An 18,608-nucleotide genomic window follows, 5' to 3' on the forward strand; every position below is an offset into this window, starting at 1 on the left:
GTTATTATAATACATTTAACATTAATTTACCGCTTCTTTAAAAGATCTTTTAAATATTTTCCCGTGTAGCTTTGCGGATTAGTAGCAACTTCTTCCGGCGTTCCCGTTGCAACAACCGTTCCGCCACCTTCACCGCCTTCAGGGCCAAGATCAATCAAATAATCGGCACTCTTAATGACGTCCAAATTATGCTCGATCACTAATACCGTATTGCCCTTATCAACCAAACGTTGTAATACTTTCAACAATCGATTGATATCATCCGAATGCAACCCGGTCGTTGGTTCATCAAGAATGTAAAGCGTCTTTCCCGTGGCTTTCTTATGCAATTCTGAAGCCAACTTCATCCGTTGTGCTTCACCGCCAGAAAGCGTCGTTGCTGACTGTCCTAATTGAACGTATCCTAAACCAACATCTGAAATCGTCTGCAATTTCCGTTTGATTTTCGGAATCGCATCAAAAAATTCAAGGGCTTCGTCAACCGTCATGTTCAAAACTTCCGCAATATTCTTCCCTTTATACTCAACTTCAAGGGTTTCTGAATTAAACCGGGAGCCATGACATACCTCACAGTCAACATAAACGTCGGGAAGAAAGTTCATTTCAATCTTAATGATTCCATCGCCCTTGCACGTTTCACAACGTCCGCCCTTAACGTTAAAACTAAAGCGTCCTTTATTGTATCCGCGCATTTTAGCCTGATTTGTTTGGGCAAAAAGGCCGCGAATATCGTCAAATACTCCAGTATACGTTGCGGGGTTGCTTCGTGGCGTCCGGCCAATCGGCGACTGGTCAATGTTAATTACCTTATCAAGATTTTCAACTCCGGTAATTTTCGAGTACTTTCCTGGTTTATCGGTTGAATTATGACTGATTTTTTGAGCCAAGACCCGTTCAAAAATTTGATTGACTAATGTTGATTTTCCTGAGCCAGAAACGCCGGTTACAGCGATAAACTTTCCCAGCGGAAATTCGACGTCAATGTTCTTCAAATTATTTTCCGCAGCCCCGTATAACTTAATTGATTTTCCATTTCCTTCACGCCGGGTTTCAGGAACGGGAATATATTTCTTCCCTGATAAATATTGGCCGGTCAATGAATTTTTGACCTTCATTACCTCTTGCGGCGTTCCGGCAGCCATTACCTGACCGCCGTTTGCACCTGCACCAGGACCAATATCAATTAAGTAATCGGCCGCCCGCATTGTATCTTCATCGTGTTCAACAACGATCAGCGTATTACCGAGATCACGCATCGATTTTAACGACGCGATCAACCGATCATTGTCCCGCTGATGCAGTCCGATGGATGGTTCATCAAGCACATAGATGACTCCTGACAAGTTTGATCCGATCTGAGTTGCCAACCGGATCCGCTGCGCTTCACCTCCGGAAAGGGTTCGAGCTGACCGGCTAAGAGTCAAGTAGTCTAATCCGACATTTTTCAAAAATGTTAAGCGGTCATGCAACTCTTTCAAAATTGGCCGGGCAATCATTTCCTTTTGTTCACTGAACTTTTGCTTATCAAAAAATTCAAGGGCCTGATCAACCGGCAGATCTGAAACCTCGCCAATATGCATTCCATCGATTTTAACTGCCAATGCTTGCGGATTCAGCCGATAGCCGTGACATGCCTTACATTCTTGACTAGTCATGTAACGGCGCAAAATATTGCGGTTAAACATGCTATTTGTATCCCGGTACCGGCGTTCAATGTTCGGAATGACCCCTTCAAACGTCATATCAACATCGCGTTTGCTGCCAAAGTCATTTTCAAAGTGAAAGTGGAACTGTTTCGTTCCGGCACCATACAATAATGTCTCCTTCTGCTTGGCCGTCAACTTGCTGAATGGTTTATCCATCTTAATTTTCTTTGCTTTACAAAATTGGCTAAGCAATGAGTAATAATACTTTGAACTATCCGGAGCCCACGGTGCAATCGCCCCTTCTTCAAGGGTTTTGCTTTTGTCCGGAACAACTAAATCAGGATCAACTTCAATTTTTTCACCAAGGCCGTCACATTCTGGACAAGCTCCAAACGGCGCATTAAATGAAAATAGTCGCGGTTCAAGTTCCTTAATTGAAAAGCCACAATACGGACATGCCAACTTTTCGGAAAATTGTAATACCTGGTCGCCAATCACATCAACGGCAACATAACCATCCGTGAGTTTTAACGCCGCTTCAACCGAATCAAAAAGCCGTGACCGGATTCCGTCCTTGACAATGATCCGGTCAACAACAACTGAAATCGAATGCTTTTTATTTTTATCAAGTTCAATTTCATCACCGATTTCATGCATTTCGCCATCAATAATGACCCGCACAAAACCAGCCCGTTGAATTTTTTTCAAAACTTCCTTATGCTGGCCCTTTTTATCCTGGACGACTGGCGCCAAAATTTGAATCTTTGACCGTTCAGGGAGAGCCAAAATTTGATCAACGATTTGTTGTGGTGATTGACTGGTAATTTGATGACCGTCATTCGGGCAAATCGGTGTTCCAACCCGCGCCCACAAAAGCCGCAGGTAGTCAGTAATCTCAGTAACCGTTCCAACCGTTGACCGTGGATTTTTCGACGTTGTTTTCTGGTTAATTGAAATTGCCGGTGACAGTCCATCAATCGAATCGACATCCGGTTTCTCCATCTGACCTAAAAATTGCCGTGCGTATGATGATAAGCTTTCAACATACCGTCGTTGACCTTCAGCATACAACGTATCAAATGCCAGCGAACTCTTTCCGGAGCCAGATAAACCAGTAATAACAACTAGTTTATTTTTGGGAATTGTCACATCAATGTTTTTCAAATTATGCGCGCGTGCGCCATGAATTTCAATTTGATCCTTTGCCACGTCAATTCCTCCTTCTTACCCAATTTCAGCTTCTAATTCGAGAATCGTATCCCGAAGCGAAGCTGCTTCTTCAAATTTCAAGTCTTTGGCCGCTTGCTTCATTTGAGTCTTCAGCCGGTCGATCATTTCCTTTTGTTCTGCTTTAGTCATCTTGCTGAATTCAACTTCGTCACTTGCCAAATCTTCAGTTTCCTTATCTGGATTATCAAGCACTGAGATCTGATCCCGAATATCTTTTTTGATCGTTTTCGGTGTAATGTGGTGCTTCCGGTTATATTCTTCTTGGATGTGGCGCCGCCGTTTCGTTTCATCGATTGCCGCCTGCATTGAATCCGTAATTTCATCGGCATACATAATTACATGCCCGTTAACATTCCGGGCAGCCCGTCCGATCGTTTGGATCAATGACCGTTCATTGCGCAAAAAGCCTTCCTTATCCGCGTCCAAAATCGCAACCAATGACACTTCCGGCACATCGATTCCTTCCCGCAAAAGATTGATCCCGACAAGCACATCAAACTTTCCAAGCCGCAAGTCACGAATAATTTTCGTCCGTTCAAGCGTTTTAATGTCGGAGTGCAGGTATTTAACCTTAATTCCAAGTTCCTTGAAATAATCCGTGAGATCCTCCGCCATCTTTTTCGTCAACGTCGTCACAAAGACCCGTTCGTTTCGTTCGACCCGTTTATTAATTTCGCCAACAAGATCATCCATTTGGCCCATGACTGGGCGGACTTCGATTTCAGGATCAAGCAACCCGGTTGGCCGAATGATCTGTTCAACGACGTGATCGGTTTGTTCCTTTTCATACGGTCCCGGAGTCGCTGACATGTAAATGATTTGATGAACATGCTTTTCAAATTCTTCAAGCTTTAGCGGACGGTTGTCAAGCGCACTTGGAAGCCGAAAACCATAATCGATCAGCATTTGTTTCCGCGAAATATCCGCATGATACATTCCCCGAACCTGCGGCATTGTAACGTGTGATTCATCAACGACGATCAGAAAGTCTTTCGGGAAGAAATCCAACAACGTATATGGCGGTTCACCTGGTTTACGCCCATCCATATGCCGGGAATAATTTTCAATTCCTGACGTATAACCCATTTCCTTTAGCATTTCAATGTCATACGTTGTCCGTTGCTTTAACCGTTCTTCTTCAAGCAATTTTCCTTGAGAATGCAATTCCTTTAACCGGTCGTCAAGTTCATGCTGAATCCCGTCAATTGCTCGTTCAAGCTGGTCATCATTCGTCATGAAGTGGGTTGCTGGGAAAATTGCAACGTGATTCCGGTCACCAAAAACTTCACCAGTCAACGGATCGATTTCCCGAATTCGGTCAATTTCATCCCCGAAAAATTCAACCCGCAGTGCCCGCTCATCATGTGAAGCGGGAAAAATTTCAACGACATCACCATGAACACGGAACCGACCCCGTTGGAAGTCAATATCATTGCGTTCGTATTGAATATCAACCAACGATTGTAATAACTTGTCACGTTCGATTTCTTGGCCAACTCGAAGTGAAATCGTGTGCTTTTGATATTCAAACGGGCTCCCTAATCCAAAAATCGATGAGACTGATGCAACAACGATCACGTCGTTACGTTCCAACAAAGCACTTGTTGCCGAGTGCCGCAATTTATCAATTTCGTCATTAATGCTTGAATCCTTTTCAATATACGTGTCACTAGAGGGTACATATGCTTCTGGTTGATAAAAATCATAATAACTAACAAAGTATTCAACCGCATTATGCGGGAAAAACTCTTTTAACTCGCCGTAAAGCTGTCCCGCTAATGTTTTATTGTGAGCAAGAACCAACGTTGGCTTGTTATTATTTTTAATTACATTCGCAATCGTAAATGTTTTCCCTGTTCCAGTCGCTCCAAGCAAAATTTGAGATTTTTCACCCTTTTTCAATCCTTCTGTAAGTTCTTGGATTGCTTGCGGTTGGTCGCCAGTTGGTTTATATGGGGCAACCAAATCAAATTTTCGATCTGCTTGTCGTTCGATCATTTTCATTCTCCTTTCTCAATCAGATTGTTATCAATATTTTATCATAACGAACATATTTTCGCATTTTCAAAAACTTAATTTCGGCAAGCAAAAAGGCTGGAAATCCCCCAGCCTTAAATGCTTTTCTATTCAATTGATTCGATTAGCCTTTAACAAATGCCATCACTGTATCTTCAAATTGTTGCCGTTTAGCAAACGCTTCATCTTGTGAATCAGCTTGCGTTCCAATGTAGAACTTGATCTTCGGTTCCGTTCCTGAAGGCCGAACAGCGATCCATGTTCCATCTTCAAGCAAGTACTTCAATACGTTTGACTTTGGAATCTTGATTTCTTCAACCGTTCCGTCAGCATTCGTCTTCGTTGACTTTTCAAAGTCTTCTAAGGCAACGACCTTGTAACCAGCAAATTCCTTTGGTGATTCTTCACGGAACTTCGTCATTAAGTCTTCAATTTCCTTAGCGCCTTCAACCCCATCAAAGGTCAATGCAATTGTCTTTTCAGCGAAGTAACCATACTTCTTAAAGAGTTCTTGCAAACCATCATAAAGGTTCATGCCTTGCTTCTTGTAGAAGGCAGCAACTTCAGCAAGCATTACCAATGATTGGATGGCATCTTTATCACGCACGAATGGCCGAATCAAGTAACCGTAACTTTCTTCGAACCCAAACATAAATGTGTGTGAACCGTCAGCTTCAAAGTTCTTGATTTGTTCAGCAATAAACTTGAATCCAGTCAAAACGTTGATCATCTTAACGTTGAAGTTGGCAGCGACTTTCGTTGCAAATTCACTTGAGACGATTGATTTTACAGCTACCGCATTGGCTGGCAATGTGCCGGCATCTTTCCGCGCAGTCAAAATGTAGTTTAAGAGAATGGCTGCAATTTGATTTCCGGTCAATAACTTGTATTCCCCGTCTGGTTGACGAACAGCAGCTCCTAAACGGTCAGCATCTGGATCAACCCCAATTAATAAGTCAGCGCCTTCTTTTTTACCAAGTTCAATTGCCAAATCAAAGGCAGCTGGATCTTCAGGGTTCGGCTTCTTAACGGTTGAAAATTCTGGATCTGGTTCAGCTTGTTGAGGAACCATCGTAAAGTTTTCAAAACCAGCTTGTTTCAAAGCCTTTTCCCCTAACATTGCTCCTGTTCCGTGAAGTGGTGTAAAGATCAACTTCATTGTTTTGCCTTCTTCAGCAACTAATTCATGGTTGATCGTTACTTGGTTAACTTCTTCTAAGTATGCCTTATCAACTTCGTCACCGATGATCTTAAGGGTGCCGTCTTCGATCAAGGCATCCTTATCAGCAACCTTAACGCCAAAGATATCCTTGACTTGACGGATATACTTGGTGATCATATCTGATTCCTTCGGCGGCATTTGAGCCCCGTCTTCACCGTAGATCTTGTATCCATTGTATTGCTTTGGATTATGACTTGCAGTGATCATAATTCCAGCATATGTATGTAAATGACGAACTGTAAATGAAAGTTCTGGAGTTGGACGTAAACTTTCAAAAACAAATGTTGGAATTCCATGAGCCCCTAAAACCCGGGCAGCATCAAACGCAAATTCTTGTGAATGGTGCCGTGAATCATAACTGATTGCAACCCCGCGTTGCTTAGTTTCATCATCAAGGGTGTCCATGAAGGTTGCAAGGCCTTCAGTTGCTTGCCGAACCGTATAAATGTTCATCCGGTTGATTCCAACCCCTAAAACGCCCCGCATTCCAGCAGTTCCAAATGAAAGAGGTTCGTAAAACGCATCTTCTAATGCTTCTTGATTATCTGCTAATTGATCTAATTCAGCCTTTAAATCAGCTGCTAATTCAGGATTATCTTTCCATGTTTGATAGTTTTCTTCCCAACTCATTAATATCACCTTTCTAAATATCACTTTAATTTTACTATAAAAGCGTTTTTATCGTAACTATTTTTGATTAAATTTTATCTTTTAATTGCATCTTGGTCTAAATACCATGGCTGATCAGCTTTCCGCCGCCGCACGATCCAGATCGCCAATGCACTAAAGAAGAAAATAAATGATAGCCATTGTGAAACCCGAAGCGGCCCAAGCATCAAACTATCAGTCCGCATTCCTTCAATAAAGAACCGGCCGAATGAGTACCACATCACGTACGTTAAAAAGACTTCGCCGCGTTTAAACAGCTGTTTCCGATGACGCAATGCCATCAATAAAATAAATCCAGCAATATCCCATACAGATTCATATAAGAATGTCGGTTGGTAATATGTTCCGTTAATGCACATTTGCTGAACAATAAAATGCGGTAAGTGCAATGTATTTTGCAAAAACGCAAGCGACGTCGCAACCCCATGAGCTTCTTGATTAACAAAGTTGCCCCACCGACCAATTCCTTGAGCCATGATTACGGTTGGCGCAACAATGTCTAAGAACTCCCATGCTGAGATTCCCCGGTGCTTGCAAAAGATGATCAACGTAATTGCCGCGCCGATCAATCCGCCATAAATCGCAATTCCGCCATCCCAAATCCGGTAAATCATTTCGGGGTTCGCTGAATAGTATTGCCATTGAAAAACAACGTAATAGATTCGGGCACAAATAATTGAAATCGGTAACCCAATAATCAAATAATCATAAATGTTTTCTTCATCAAGTCCCCGGCGATTTCCTTCCCGAACTGATAAAATAACCGCAAGTAAAACGCCGGTTGCGATAATAATTCCATACCAGTGAACCATGATCGGTCCAATTGTAAATGCAATTCGATTAATAATCGCTGTTGCTGCAATATTCAAAATTTTCATCTCTCTTATTTATTCTGAGTTGAATTTTCCTTAATTAAGTTATTTAAGTTTTCATCAAAAGTCTTCGTTGCATCGTAACCCATTGTCTTTGCCCGGTAATTCATTGCCGCTGCTTCAACAATAATGGCCATGTTCCGTCCAACTTTAACTGGAATCGTGATCTTTGGAATCTTGATTCCGAGCAACTCTTGTTCTTCTTCGCCGCTGCCTAAACGATCGAATTGTTTATCCTTACTCCAATTTTCAAGGTGAACGATCAGTGAAATATGGGCATGCGTCCGAACAGCTCCTGCACCATATAAATTCATGACGTCGATGATCCCAACCCCACGAATCTCAAGTAAGTGGGCCAAGATTTTCGGCGGTTCACCGTAAACCGTAAATTCATCCTTCTTATAAACTTCAACCCGATCATCGGCAATCAACCGGTGACCGCGTTTGATCAAGTCAAGGGCCGTTTCAGATTTTCCGACCCCGGAATCCCCGGTGATCAGAACTCCTAACCCATAAATATCAACTAAAACGCCATGAAGCGATTGCCGTTCTGCAAGTTGGCCTTGCAAATAATACGTGATCCGTGAAGCAATCCGCGAAGTTGACGACTTTGTTCCCAAAATCGGGATATTCTTTTCCGCCGCTGCGGTTGCCATACTTTCGGGAACCGGTAATGAACGTGAAACAACCAGGCATGGTGTTTCATCAGTACATAACTGCCGCATAACTTTAAGTTGATTTTCAGGAGTCAACCGTTGTGAAAATGAAATTTCCGTCATTCCGAAAAGCTGAACCCGTTCAGCCGGGTAGTAATCAAAGTATCCTGTCAATTCCAATCCTGGACGAGACATATCATCGGTTTTAATTAGCCGTTTATCGAGGTATTCTTGTCCTGAATACACGGTCAATCCGCATGCATCAGCTAACTGTTTGACTGTTACACTTCGCATCCTCATTCCTCATTTCTGAAAGCCTTTTTATCATTAATATTTTACCATTAAATCTAATCAGTGCCGATTAATTATTCAATAAAATGGTCGGAAACGATCATATTAACCACACTGATAATGATCGCCGTTACCAACGTTGCACCAAAACTGCTGAAGGCAAAATCCGGTTTAAGTGCCCATGATGCAAGTTCAAGCATAAACGCGTTGATCACCACGTAAAACAAGCCAAATGTCAGTGCAGTGATCGGCAATGACAGCAATACAATGATTGGTTTAACAAAACGATTCAGCAATCCGACAACAACTGCCGCCACAAATGCCATCCAAAGGCTTGAAACGTGGAACATTGATGGAAAAAATCCGGCAATCGCAATAAAAATCAACGTATCAAGAATTGCTTTTTTCCAGAATCCCATGAATGATTTCCCTTCTACTTCTTAATATCTTTTTCCTTAACGTCCCGAATAACTTTCCGTCCTTGATTATTCGGCCGTACAGGACGATTTGATGTTTGATTTCCAAAAAAGGAACTAAAGCTGTTGGCCGATTGGTTCGGATTAAGCGGCATTGCCAGGACTAAAATAACATAAATGCCGACCGGCAAAATCGAAAGCCGGGCAAACATTGAACAAATCAAGCCAAAAATCAAGTAACCAATTCGAATGTACTTCGGATCAATTCCGAAATAATCCGCAAAACCGCCGCATACTCCAAATAAAATCCGATGATCGTTTGAACGGTAAAGTTTCTTTTTCATTCAAATCCTCCCACTTTAATTCATCTTCCGAAACTGAACGATTCCAAGTTCATACGGTGAATCGTTATAAATTGCTCCTTCAGTGATCTTTAAATCACCACTCATTGTCTTGACTTTCAAATGACAATATGCCGAATCAAGTTGTAATGCTTCATAAAATTGATTTTCATTCGTTACTGGTTGATTGTTGCATGTCAAAATCACGTCGCCAGGATTAAGGCTCATTTTTGCAGCCGGGGTTCCCGGACGAATGGCAATCACCCGAATCCCCTCGCTCACTTCAATGTATTGAGCCCGATTTTTGTTTACCTGTAAATAATGGTAAAGGTGGATACCAACCGTCATCGCCAGCATGATCATGATCCATAAAATTCCCAAATGCGGTAACAGCCATGCTCCCACCGCGAGAATGAATGCTGCAGCCATTAAAATCAGATTTTGCTTTTGCACCGTTTGCATTCGGGCTTCAATTTGTTCGCCGCGAATCCGGCCTGCACTGCCGACAAAAAACGGCAGAATAAACAAACTGAAATGAACTTCGCCAAAATGGATCAACGGCAAAAAATGGAATAGCTTTTCCATTAAAGTCCCTGGAATATAAATCATTAATGGCAAAACCGTAAACTCGCTCCAACGATAAACCGCCAAGCGCCGTTTCCGCCGATTCTGCTTGATCTGCGGCGTAAACCAGACTGCATTTTCGTCGTGGGTCAATCGGCCTTTAACAAGGTAATTGAATCCCAATAACAATAAAACTACCGGTAAAATTGCTGGTTGCCGAAGAACTGCTAGAATTCCTAAAATGTAAAGCGGAACGGCACTTAGATCAATGCGGGATATGCAAAGAACGGCCACCGCCGCTAAAATTTCGTATAGAACGATTGCTTTCAGCGGTAAGTAACAGCCAATGATCAAACTGATCAGCGAACCGCTAACTCCCCATAAAATTCCCTTCTTAATAAAATGGCGAATTTCAAAGCAATCCTTATTCAACGCAATTTTAAAGTTCCGCCGGTCACTGCGAATTCGAAGCGCGTAACAAACACCCGTCCATAAAATTCCCAGCCACAATAATGGTTGAATCAAAAATGTTCCAATTAATTTTAAAAATTCCATTCATATCCCTCTTTATTGCGGATTTTCCTGTTGTAACTTCCATTGAAGATAAGCATTAATAAAGCCGTCAAGGTCGCCATCCATTACGGCCTGATTGTTGGCCGTTTCATATCCAGTCCGGTGATCCTTCACCATTGAATACGGGTGGAAAACGTAAGACCGAATCTGTGAACCCCAGCCGATATCCATCTGTTCACCTTGAATTTCGGCTTTTTGCCGCTGCTTTTCTTCTAATTCGCGCTGGTAAAGCTTGGCCCTCAACATACTTTCTGCCGTTGCCCGGTTTTGAAATTGCGACCGCTGGGCCTGACTCGAAACCACGATCCCAGTCGGAATGTGAATCAACCGGACCGCCGATGACGTTTTATTAATATGCTGTCCGCCGGCACCACTTGACCGGAAAACTTCCATTTTGATATCTTCTGGCCGTAAATCGACTTCAACACTGTCATCCAGTTCCGGCATTACGTTAACGGACGCAAATGATGTGTGGCGTCTGCCAGCCGCATCAAACGGTGAAATCCGTACCAGCCGGTGAACACCCTTTTCACTGCGAAGATAGCCATACGCATTCGTACCCTTGATCATTAAGGTTACACTTTTAATTCCGGCTTCTTCACCAACTTGATAGTCCGCAACTTCAACCTTAAAGTTATGCTGTTCTGCCCACCGCATGTACATCCGCATCAACATCGAACCCCAGTCTTGGGATTCGGTTCCGCCAGCGCCAGGATGAATTTCAAGAATTGCATTATCCTTGTCATACTTGCCATTTAACAGCAAGGATAATTGATACTTTTCAAGTTGCGCTTGCGTATCATTGAGCTGCGTCTCCAATTCCGTCCGAAGCTCCGTATCCGTTTCATCTTCCTGCACTAATTCAAATAAAACATCCAAATCATCAATCGATTGTGAAAGTTGATGAAAGTTATCAAACTTATTTTTTAATTCATTATTTTCATTAATTAACTTTTGAGCAGCCGTGCCATCATCCCAAAATCCAGGTTCAGCCATCTTCGATTCATTTTCAGCAATTTGCTCTTCAAGACTTTCTAAGTCAAAGAGACCTCCCGAACTCAGAGATCTGATGGTTCATTGCTTCGATTTGATTTCGATAATCCGCAATTTCCATTTTGATTCTCCTTTGATATTAATTCTCTTTCATTATACATGAATCGCTTTTGAACGAAAACTACCATAAAATACAGAAAAGGGATTGCAGCTCTCGCCACAATCTCTTCCTTTTCCTATTTCTTCTTTGCGGTTGCAATCTTCTGATCAGGGAAGAACAGCGTAAACGTTGTCCCTTCCCCTTCAGTACTTGTAACCTTGATCTTTCCTTTATGCTGTTGGATCAACTGGTGAACGATTGCAAGCCCCAATCCGGATTCGCCTTTCGTCCGCGCCCGTGATTGATCTGCTTTGTAATACCGTTCCCAAATATTATCCAACTGCTCCTGACTCATTCCAATTCCGGTATCTGAAACCTTAATTTCTGTTCCAGCTTGTTTTTCACGCCGTTTGACGGCCACCGTGATCGTTCCATCCGTTGTAAACTGGATCGCATTTTGCATGATGTTATAGAAAATCTGCGTAAACCGGTCATAGTCAGCACATACCGGAATGTCTTCCTGCGTTTGCATTTCGAAATGGTCGTTTGCTTCATCGGCTTTCGGCGTGAGTTGCCGCATGATCTTGTTCAATGTTTCGGTTGCACTAAACTTTGTTAAGTTAAGCTGCATCGAACCGGACCGAATCCGTTCGTAGTCCAAGTTATCATTAACAAGTCGAATCAACCGTTTGGTTTCGTTGCTCATTAAATCGATACTTTCGCCGACCTTGTTTTCAGGAATTGCGTTATACTTCATTCCTTCAAGCAAGCCGTTAATGGTCGTTAACGGCGTCCGCATTTCATGCGCGGCATTCGCAAAGAATTCCTTGCGCCGCTGTTCCTGCCGCTGAATTTCTTCTGACGATGCCTTCAGTGACGCGGCCATTTGATTAAAATCAATCGCGAGTTCATCAAGCTCATCCTGATTTCCGTGTTCAATCTGAACATCAAAGTTACCCTCTGCGACTTGACGAGTAGCAACCTGCATCTTTTTGATCCGCTTCGTAATGTAACGGGCAATCAGGTAACTGATAATGAATCCCAAAATCGTACAGATCATTAACGCAAACGTCAGATTTTGCTGAACCTTGCGGAAATCGTTATGAATGTTTGAAACGGCAGATGCAACTGAAATGACGGCAACAAGCTGACCGTTAACATCAAAGCACGGCATGAAAATATCCGTCATCCGTTGTTTCGGCATCATCTTCGGGTGTTCACCATGGTGATCCTTAAATAGCCGTCCCTTCCCTGCGAGGTCATCCCGCCGTTTTAAGATTTTACCATTTTGCAATTCTTTCCAATCATTTTTAGAGATCGTTGACTTAAACCCATACTGCGGATAAAGGACCTGATCCGGACCGGTGTAAATCGTAAAATGCACATCATTGTTCTTCAAAATCATTTCACTATCCCGCAACTCTTGCGCATTCAACGTAATTTGCGTTTCGCCCTGGTCATTCGTCGTTAATTGCAATGCATTGTTGCGAATACTTTGAGCATAGCCTTCCATCCGTGTCCATGCATCCTGGTAAACATTTTCCTTTGTCAGGTGAAATAAGGAAACCCCGACAATTACAAGGAAACACACGATCATTGTAAAAAACAGCAGCATTTGCTGATAAAGAAGTTTGAACTTAAACTTCATTTTACTTTACCTCAGAATCATCAAACTTGTAACCGACGCCCCAAACCGTTTGAATCACTTGGGGGCCAACCTTTTCGATCTTTTGCCGAATCTTCTTGATGTGAGCATCAACGGTCCGTTCATCACCGTAGTATTCATAGTCCCAAACCAGTTGCAATAATTGTTCACGTGAAAAGACTTGCCGCGGTTTTTGAGCAAGGGTCTTTAAAAGATCAAATTCCTTGGGAGTCAAATTATTTAACGGTTTATCATCCAAAAAGACTTCCCGCGTGGTCGTACTCAATTTCAAATGATCAGTAACCACATCAAATTTTTCAGCGGTATTATCTTGGTTGGGAGTTCCGCCGCCAATCGTTGCCCGCCGGTGAAGAGCTTTGATCCGGGCAATCAACGTAATTGGTGAAAACGGCTTAACAACGTAATCATCGGCTCCCATTTCAAGACCTAAAACCTGGTCGCTTTCTGAATCTCGTGCTGTCAGAATGATGATCGGAACGGTTTTTGAAATTTTCCGAATTTCAGCGTTAACTTGCATTCCATCCATTTTTGGAAGATTCAAATCCAACGTGATCATATCCCAACTATTAGGAGCGGCCTTGAACTTTTCAATGGCTTCTTCACCATCGTAGGCATACGTGGCATCCCAATTTTCCTTTTCAAAAAACATCGACATCATTTCACATACTGATTTGTTATCTTCAATCATTAAAATCTTCATTAAAATCTCTCCTACCTAATTATCGAGCTGAATTTAACAAAAAAGACTGAAGAAGGATCATTCCCTAGCTTCAGCCCTCTTATGGAGATGGCGGGAGTCGAACCCGCGTCCAAGCATATCGCCACCTAAACATCTACGTTCATAGTCACACTATTTGAATTTCATTGATAACCCCGCCGTGTAACATGGCCACCGTTATCAACTAGCCTGATCGATCTCTTTTGCCAATTTCAGACGGGAACTGACAACGTAGTCCACTGCATATAAAACCTTAATTAGAACGTGGACGATCCTAATCAAGATTTACGCTATACCGCGATTAGGCAGCTAAGGCGTATGAATTATTGTTATTTTTTGCAGTTATATTTAACTGAGCGTTTTATAGTAGTCGCAACCTACTAAGCGCAGTTTAAGCTCGACCTATACCTGTCGAATCCTAAACATCCCCAAAATCTGTTACACTAGTATTTTATCATAATCATACCAAAAAACAAATTTTGTGCTTGCCATCCCTTTATCTTTTCTTATATTAGTATACAATTACTGGTTCATTAACTGAAAGTGAGTTGTAAACTTGGCCGGCTTGGTCTGGACGAATATTTGCACACCCGTCTGATCCTTGAGTCAAGTATGCATCCTTGGCCCAGTTTGTCCGCCACCATGCATCGTGGAAGCCGCAACCATCGTTTGTAAATTGAGCCCAGTATTGAACCTTGCAGCTGTAAGCTTGACCGTTATAGCCAACCCCCTTCAAGGTTGAAGGTGATTGTTTGTACATAATGTAGTAAACCCCTTTAGGCGTATCATTATGTGATTGGACGTTCCCGGTTACAACGTCAACTTGATCAACTAACTTTCCATCACGGTAGAACCATGCGTGCTGATCAGCGATTGAAAGTTCAGCGTAGGTATCACCGATACCATCGTTTGATGTTACACCGTAACCCGTTCCGTTTTCATTGTAGCCAATGCCATAAATATTATTCTTGGCATCAACGGTCTTCGTTCCATTTTCGTAAGCCTTTAAGATGCTTGCAACCGCACTCTTCGTATCAATTGCCCAGCCATACGTCTTGCCTTGGACTTGAATGGTATTGCCATTTGAAGTCTTAAAGTTGAACTTCTTGCCAAGAGTTGACTGACTCTTGTTGATTTGATCGATCTTATCTGCAAGGGCCTTTGAATTAATTTGATACTTGCCGTTGACATATTTAGCCGACGTGATCATTTGTTTAGCTGGTAAATTATAATCTTGATTTTCAACCTTATAATCAACCGTTGCATTCGCCAAATCTTGCAACTTCGTCTTTTCATTTTCAACTTGTTGACTTGATTCGGTTACTGGCTTAGCAATGATGGCTTTCAAATCAATGTGGTCATCGTTGACTTGATTATCATATTCCTTCATCATTGCCTTGACGTTGTATTGATTCCCGTCTTTTGCCTTTTCAACTGAAACCGTTCCGTCCTTTAAAACTGCACAGGCATCCCGTGCTGGTGTCCGGTCAGCGTTCATTGCGGTTAACTTCTGTTGCACCGCATTGCGCAAATCAGTTGTCCGGTATTGATTATTTTGATTTGATGAAACGTTGTAATTTTTTGCTTTACTTGTTGGAATCAAAGTAAATTGTTTCTTCAAAATTGCTTTGACTTCTGGTTCGTCTTGAGCGGTAACTCCGGAAACGGTTTGCTTTCCTTGGTAAATTACTTGATTACCAACTTTAACCGTATTATCCAGTTTCCCGTTCTCGAGTTTTGACATTGCTTGACTTGCAGTCAATCCCCCAACATTAACTCCATTAATGGCAACTCCTTTATTAAAATGGTTTGCTTGATAAGCTGCCATTCCACCGAATGCAATGGCAATTACTGCGACCACAACGATCGTAATAATTGCTCCTTTCTTTTTCGCTTTGATACCTATCAATCCCTCCATTAGTTTACTTACCTAATTATAGCTTTTAAAATTAAGTTTTCAATCCTTAATTTAACTAAATTCATTGAATTAAAAATGGGGAATTTATGACCGTTTTCTGATAAATTGATAAATCCTAATAAACCGCGATTTGACCTTGCTAACCAATTTTCGCTGGTCAAAATATTTTTTATTACCTATTGTAAATTTCTTATCCTATTAAAATTACATTTGATCCATTTTGGCATTCAGCATTTGGTCAACAATTACATTTCCCTTATTGTCCGCATGGCCTTTAGTCCAAATAAACTTAATTTGCGGGAAATATGGTAAAAGACGGTCAATTTCCTGCCATAATTCTTGATTGGCAACCGTTTCGCCGGATGATTTGCGCCAGCCGTTCCGTTTCCACGACTGCAGCCATTTCTTTTGAATCGCCTGCAAAACATACCGCGAATCCAAAGTGGCATTGATTTTTTCGTGATTCCATCCGCGCTGTCCCAGAACTTTCAACGCATTTTTTAAAGCCATCAATTCCATGCGGTTATTGGTTGCGCCGTATTCACCGCCCGTTCCGCGCACATTATGACCGTCCCGCCGGATCAAGAACGCCCAGGCCGCCTTATCATCAGCATGGACATGATCGCCCGCATGGTTGCCATGGTTGCGGGATCCGCCGTCAGTAAATAAGAGAATATCCGGATTCTTCCAGCCGTTTTGGACTGCCGAAGACGAAGCCTTCTTTTTGGAATTTGAAACTTCATTTCCTTGAAGATAACTTTCAGCATCAGCTCGTTGGCGAAAACTTTTATATTCTGCTTTGGGAAATCCCTTAACTTGGGCTTCGCATTCACTCCAAGTTGAATAGATTCCTGGTTTGCGTCCTTTGCGCACAGCGTAAAATTTCATTGTAATTCCTTTCTAAAATAAAAAATGAGGCTGCGCTCATCGCTCAGTCTCGCATCCGTCTTTAACTTTTTACCTTTTAATTACTTTTCGAATTTCGTCCGTAACCCATTTAAAGATTGTTCTAATCCTTTTAACGGTTCTTTGAGTGTCAAATAGTAGACACTTTGAAGTCCTTTTTTATGAAACGAAACAATCCCTGCATCCCGCAAAATCTTGAGATGATGCGAAACAGCGGGTTGAGTAATTGCCATTCTCTCCGTAATTGAAGTTACCGTCAACCCATCATCTAAGTGGTGAGCAAGGAGTACGATAATTTTTTGCCGATTTCGATCTGCCAATGCATGCATTACATTAAAGTCTTTTTCAAACGATTTAATCGCAGCTTCTTGCTGTTGATTTAACTTGCTAACTGCCATCCTTCCCCACTTCTTTCATAAACCAATTTCAATTATAGAGTACCATTATGATTTGATAACAGCAAGCGTTTACACCACAATTTTATAAATTTAAATTAAATAAACAGATAAATTGATAAAAACATGCACGCCGTCCCGCCCATGACCAGCAAATGCCAGATCACGTGGGCAAACCGTAAATTGCGAATGCTGTAGATCAATGCTCCAAGGGTAAAAATCACCCCGCCAGCAATCAATAACCATGATGAGGTGATCCCTAAACTTGTTAACAGCGGCTTAGCTCCCAGTAAACACATCCACCCCATTAAAACGTACAGAAGAGTTTCAACCTTTTGCTGCCGGTTCTTGGCAAATAAATGATAGGCCATTCCGCCAAGCGCAAGTGCCCAAATCACAATCAACATTCCAGTTCCTAACCAGCCGCGAATTGCCAGTAAACAATACGGGGTGTAAGTCCCGGCAATCAATAAGTTGATCCCGCAATGATCAAAACATTGGAAAATTCGACTAAGCTTTGTAAAGTACAATGAATGGAAAAGGGTTGAAAACAAATATAACCCAATTAACGTTATTCCATAAATGATCACTGTAACTGCAACCAGAATCGAATTCGTTCTAATGCCTTTTAAGATTAATAACACTAATCCCCAAATACTTAAGCCGATTCCAATTGCGTGGGTGACTGCACTTAAGATTTCATTGATAATCTGTTCTTTATGTGTCATGTTCTCGCTCCTTCATCTTTGGTATCTTAATTATACTACATCTAGATTTAAATTCTAGATATAATCAATTTAGATCTTTAAATAAATTGAAAATCCAATTTTATTTTCAATTCAAATTCCAAAGCATGCTATAATTAAATCAGATTAATTAAAGAAGGATTTAACACAATGAAGATCGATGAATTACTTGCAAACGCGCCGCAACTGCCGCAATGGAAAGAGCTGCCTGATCTGGCCCTCTATATGGATCAGGTCGTCAGCCTTGGGAATCGGTACCTTGAACCAATTATTTCGGGTCCAATTACCGCATCGATGGTGAACAGCTACGTCAAAAAAGGATTAATGCCGAAGCCGATCAAAAAGAAATATTCACAGGAACACGTTGCTTCGCTGATTCTGATCACCATCATGAAACAGGTCTATTCGCTTGATGACATCCATGAATGGTTGCTCACCAACGTTCAAGATAATTACCAGGAAAATTACAATTCATTTTGCAAAGCTTTCAACACTGCGTTTGCCGATCTTGATTTACAGCACTTTAACCTTGACTTGCATTTTGATGAATCAAGCCGAGCTGAATTAGCCTTGAACCTTATTATTCAAACCGTGATTTGTAAAATCATTAGTGAACATTTGATTAATGAGCATTAAAAATTCCGTTAAGCATTAATTGCTTAGCGGAATT

16 protein-coding genes and 1 other RNA gene are annotated in these 18,608 nt (G+C 41.8%); 1 reads left to right on the forward strand and 16 read right to left on the reverse strand.

Features of this window, described 5'->3' with window-relative positions; all coding sequences use genetic code 11:
• Window positions 1–26: 26 nt before the first annotated feature.
• The 16 genes from uvrA to Q3C15_RS02350 form a co-directional block, all read right to left on the reverse strand.
• Window positions 27–2,855 (reverse strand): excinuclease ABC subunit UvrA, encoded by a 2,829-nt coding sequence (gene uvrA / locus Q3C15_RS02275; protein ID WP_302703843.1) that lies wholly within the window; start codon window positions 2,853–2,855, stop codon window positions 27–29.
• A 15-nt stretch (window positions 2,856–2,870) separates the two neighbouring features.
• Window positions 2,871–4,874: an excinuclease ABC subunit UvrB gene (gene uvrB, locus Q3C15_RS02280; RefSeq protein ID WP_064215146.1), complete on the reverse strand. Its 2,004-nt coding sequence runs from the start codon at window positions 4,872–4,874 to the stop codon at window positions 2,871–2,873.
• Between the two features lie 142 nt (window positions 4,875–5,016).
• On the reverse strand, window positions 5,017–6,744 hold the full coding sequence (locus tag Q3C15_RS02285) for a phospho-sugar mutase (protein ID WP_204779011.1): 1,728 nt from the start codon (window positions 6,742–6,744) through the stop codon (window positions 5,017–5,019).
• Window positions 6,745–6,818: 74 nt separating this feature from the next.
• A complete protein-coding gene (gene lgt / locus Q3C15_RS02290; RefSeq protein WP_204779010.1) occupies window positions 6,819–7,661 on the reverse strand; it encodes a prolipoprotein diacylglyceryl transferase in 843 nt (280 codons plus the stop codon).
• Window positions 7,662–7,666: 5 nt separating this feature from the next.
• Window positions 7,667–8,605 (reverse strand): HPr(Ser) kinase/phosphatase, encoded by a 939-nt coding sequence (gene hprK / locus Q3C15_RS02295; RefSeq protein ID WP_057826880.1) that lies wholly within the window; start codon window positions 8,603–8,605, stop codon window positions 7,667–7,669.
• 71 nt (window positions 8,606–8,676) lie between these two features.
• Window positions 8,677–9,021, reverse strand: a complete 345-nt coding sequence (locus Q3C15_RS02300; RefSeq protein ID WP_057826879.1) for a phage holin family protein — start codon at window positions 9,019–9,021, stop codon at window positions 8,677–8,679.
• Window positions 9,022–9,035: 14 nt separating this feature from the next.
• Window positions 9,036–9,362, reverse strand: coding sequence for a PspC domain-containing protein (locus tag Q3C15_RS02305; protein WP_302703852.1), 327 nt, complete (start codon window positions 9,360–9,362; stop codon window positions 9,036–9,038).
• Between the two features lie 15 nt (window positions 9,363–9,377).
• The gene (locus Q3C15_RS02310; protein WP_302703853.1) at window positions 9,378–10,478 is read right to left on the reverse strand and encodes a PDZ domain-containing protein; all 1,101 of its coding nucleotides are present in this window, start codon (window positions 10,476–10,478) and stop codon (window positions 9,378–9,380) included.
• A gap of 12 nt (window positions 10,479–10,490) precedes the next feature.
• Window positions 10,491–11,610 (reverse strand): peptide chain release factor 2 gene (prfB, locus tag Q3C15_RS02315; RefSeq protein ID WP_283596661.1). Its coding sequence is split into 2 segments (ribosomal slippage): window positions 10,491–11,537 and window positions 11,539–11,610, totalling 1,119 coding nucleotides; the frame shifts between segments, so codons are not numbered across the junction.
• Window positions 11,611–11,725: 115 nt separating this feature from the next.
• The gene (locus Q3C15_RS02320; RefSeq protein ID WP_302703855.1) at window positions 11,726–13,237 is read right to left on the reverse strand and encodes a HAMP domain-containing sensor histidine kinase; all 1,512 of its coding nucleotides are present in this window, start codon (window positions 13,235–13,237) and stop codon (window positions 11,726–11,728) included.
• A 1-nt stretch (window position 13,238) separates the two neighbouring features.
• A complete protein-coding gene (locus tag Q3C15_RS02325) occupies window positions 13,239–13,955 on the reverse strand; it encodes a response regulator transcription factor (protein WP_057826874.1) in 717 nt (238 codons plus the stop codon).
• Between the two features lie 79 nt (window positions 13,956–14,034).
• Window positions 14,035–14,403, reverse strand: a transfer-messenger RNA (tmRNA) gene (ssrA, locus tag Q3C15_RS02330).
• Between the two features lie 81 nt (window positions 14,404–14,484).
• Complete coding sequence (locus Q3C15_RS02335) at window positions 14,485–15,882, reverse strand: L,D-transpeptidase family protein (RefSeq protein WP_302703857.1); 1,398 nt, start codon at window positions 15,880–15,882, stop codon at window positions 14,485–14,487.
• 213 nt (window positions 15,883–16,095) lie between these two features.
• Window positions 16,096–16,779: a ribonuclease H family protein gene (locus Q3C15_RS02340; RefSeq protein ID WP_302703859.1), complete on the reverse strand. Its 684-nt coding sequence runs from the start codon at window positions 16,777–16,779 to the stop codon at window positions 16,096–16,098.
• Window positions 16,780–16,859: 80 nt separating this feature from the next.
• Window positions 16,860–17,195 carry a metalloregulator ArsR/SmtB family transcription factor gene (locus tag Q3C15_RS02345; protein ID WP_057826872.1) on the reverse strand — a complete coding sequence of 112 codons (336 nt, stop codon included), beginning with the start codon at window positions 17,193–17,195 and terminating at the stop codon, window positions 16,860–16,862.
• A 95-nt stretch (window positions 17,196–17,290) separates the two neighbouring features.
• Window positions 17,291–17,920, reverse strand: coding sequence for a hemolysin III family protein (locus Q3C15_RS02350; protein WP_302703869.1), 630 nt, complete (start codon window positions 17,918–17,920; stop codon window positions 17,291–17,293).
• A 168-nt stretch (window positions 17,921–18,088) separates the two neighbouring features.
• Between Q3C15_RS02350 and Q3C15_RS02355 the strand changes: the two genes are divergently transcribed.
• Window positions 18,089–18,574 carry a DUF1836 domain-containing protein gene (locus Q3C15_RS02355; RefSeq protein ID WP_283577343.1) on the forward strand — a complete coding sequence of 162 codons (486 nt, stop codon included), beginning with the start codon at window positions 18,089–18,091 and terminating at the stop codon, window positions 18,572–18,574.
• The last annotated feature ends 34 nt before the right edge of the window (window positions 18,575–18,608 follow it).

Origin of the sequence: Ligilactobacillus sp. 110_WCHN (genome assembly GCF_030518115.1) — a bacterium.
Lineage (GTDB): Bacteria > Bacillota > Bacilli > Lactobacillales > Lactobacillaceae > Ligilactobacillus > Ligilactobacillus aviarius_C.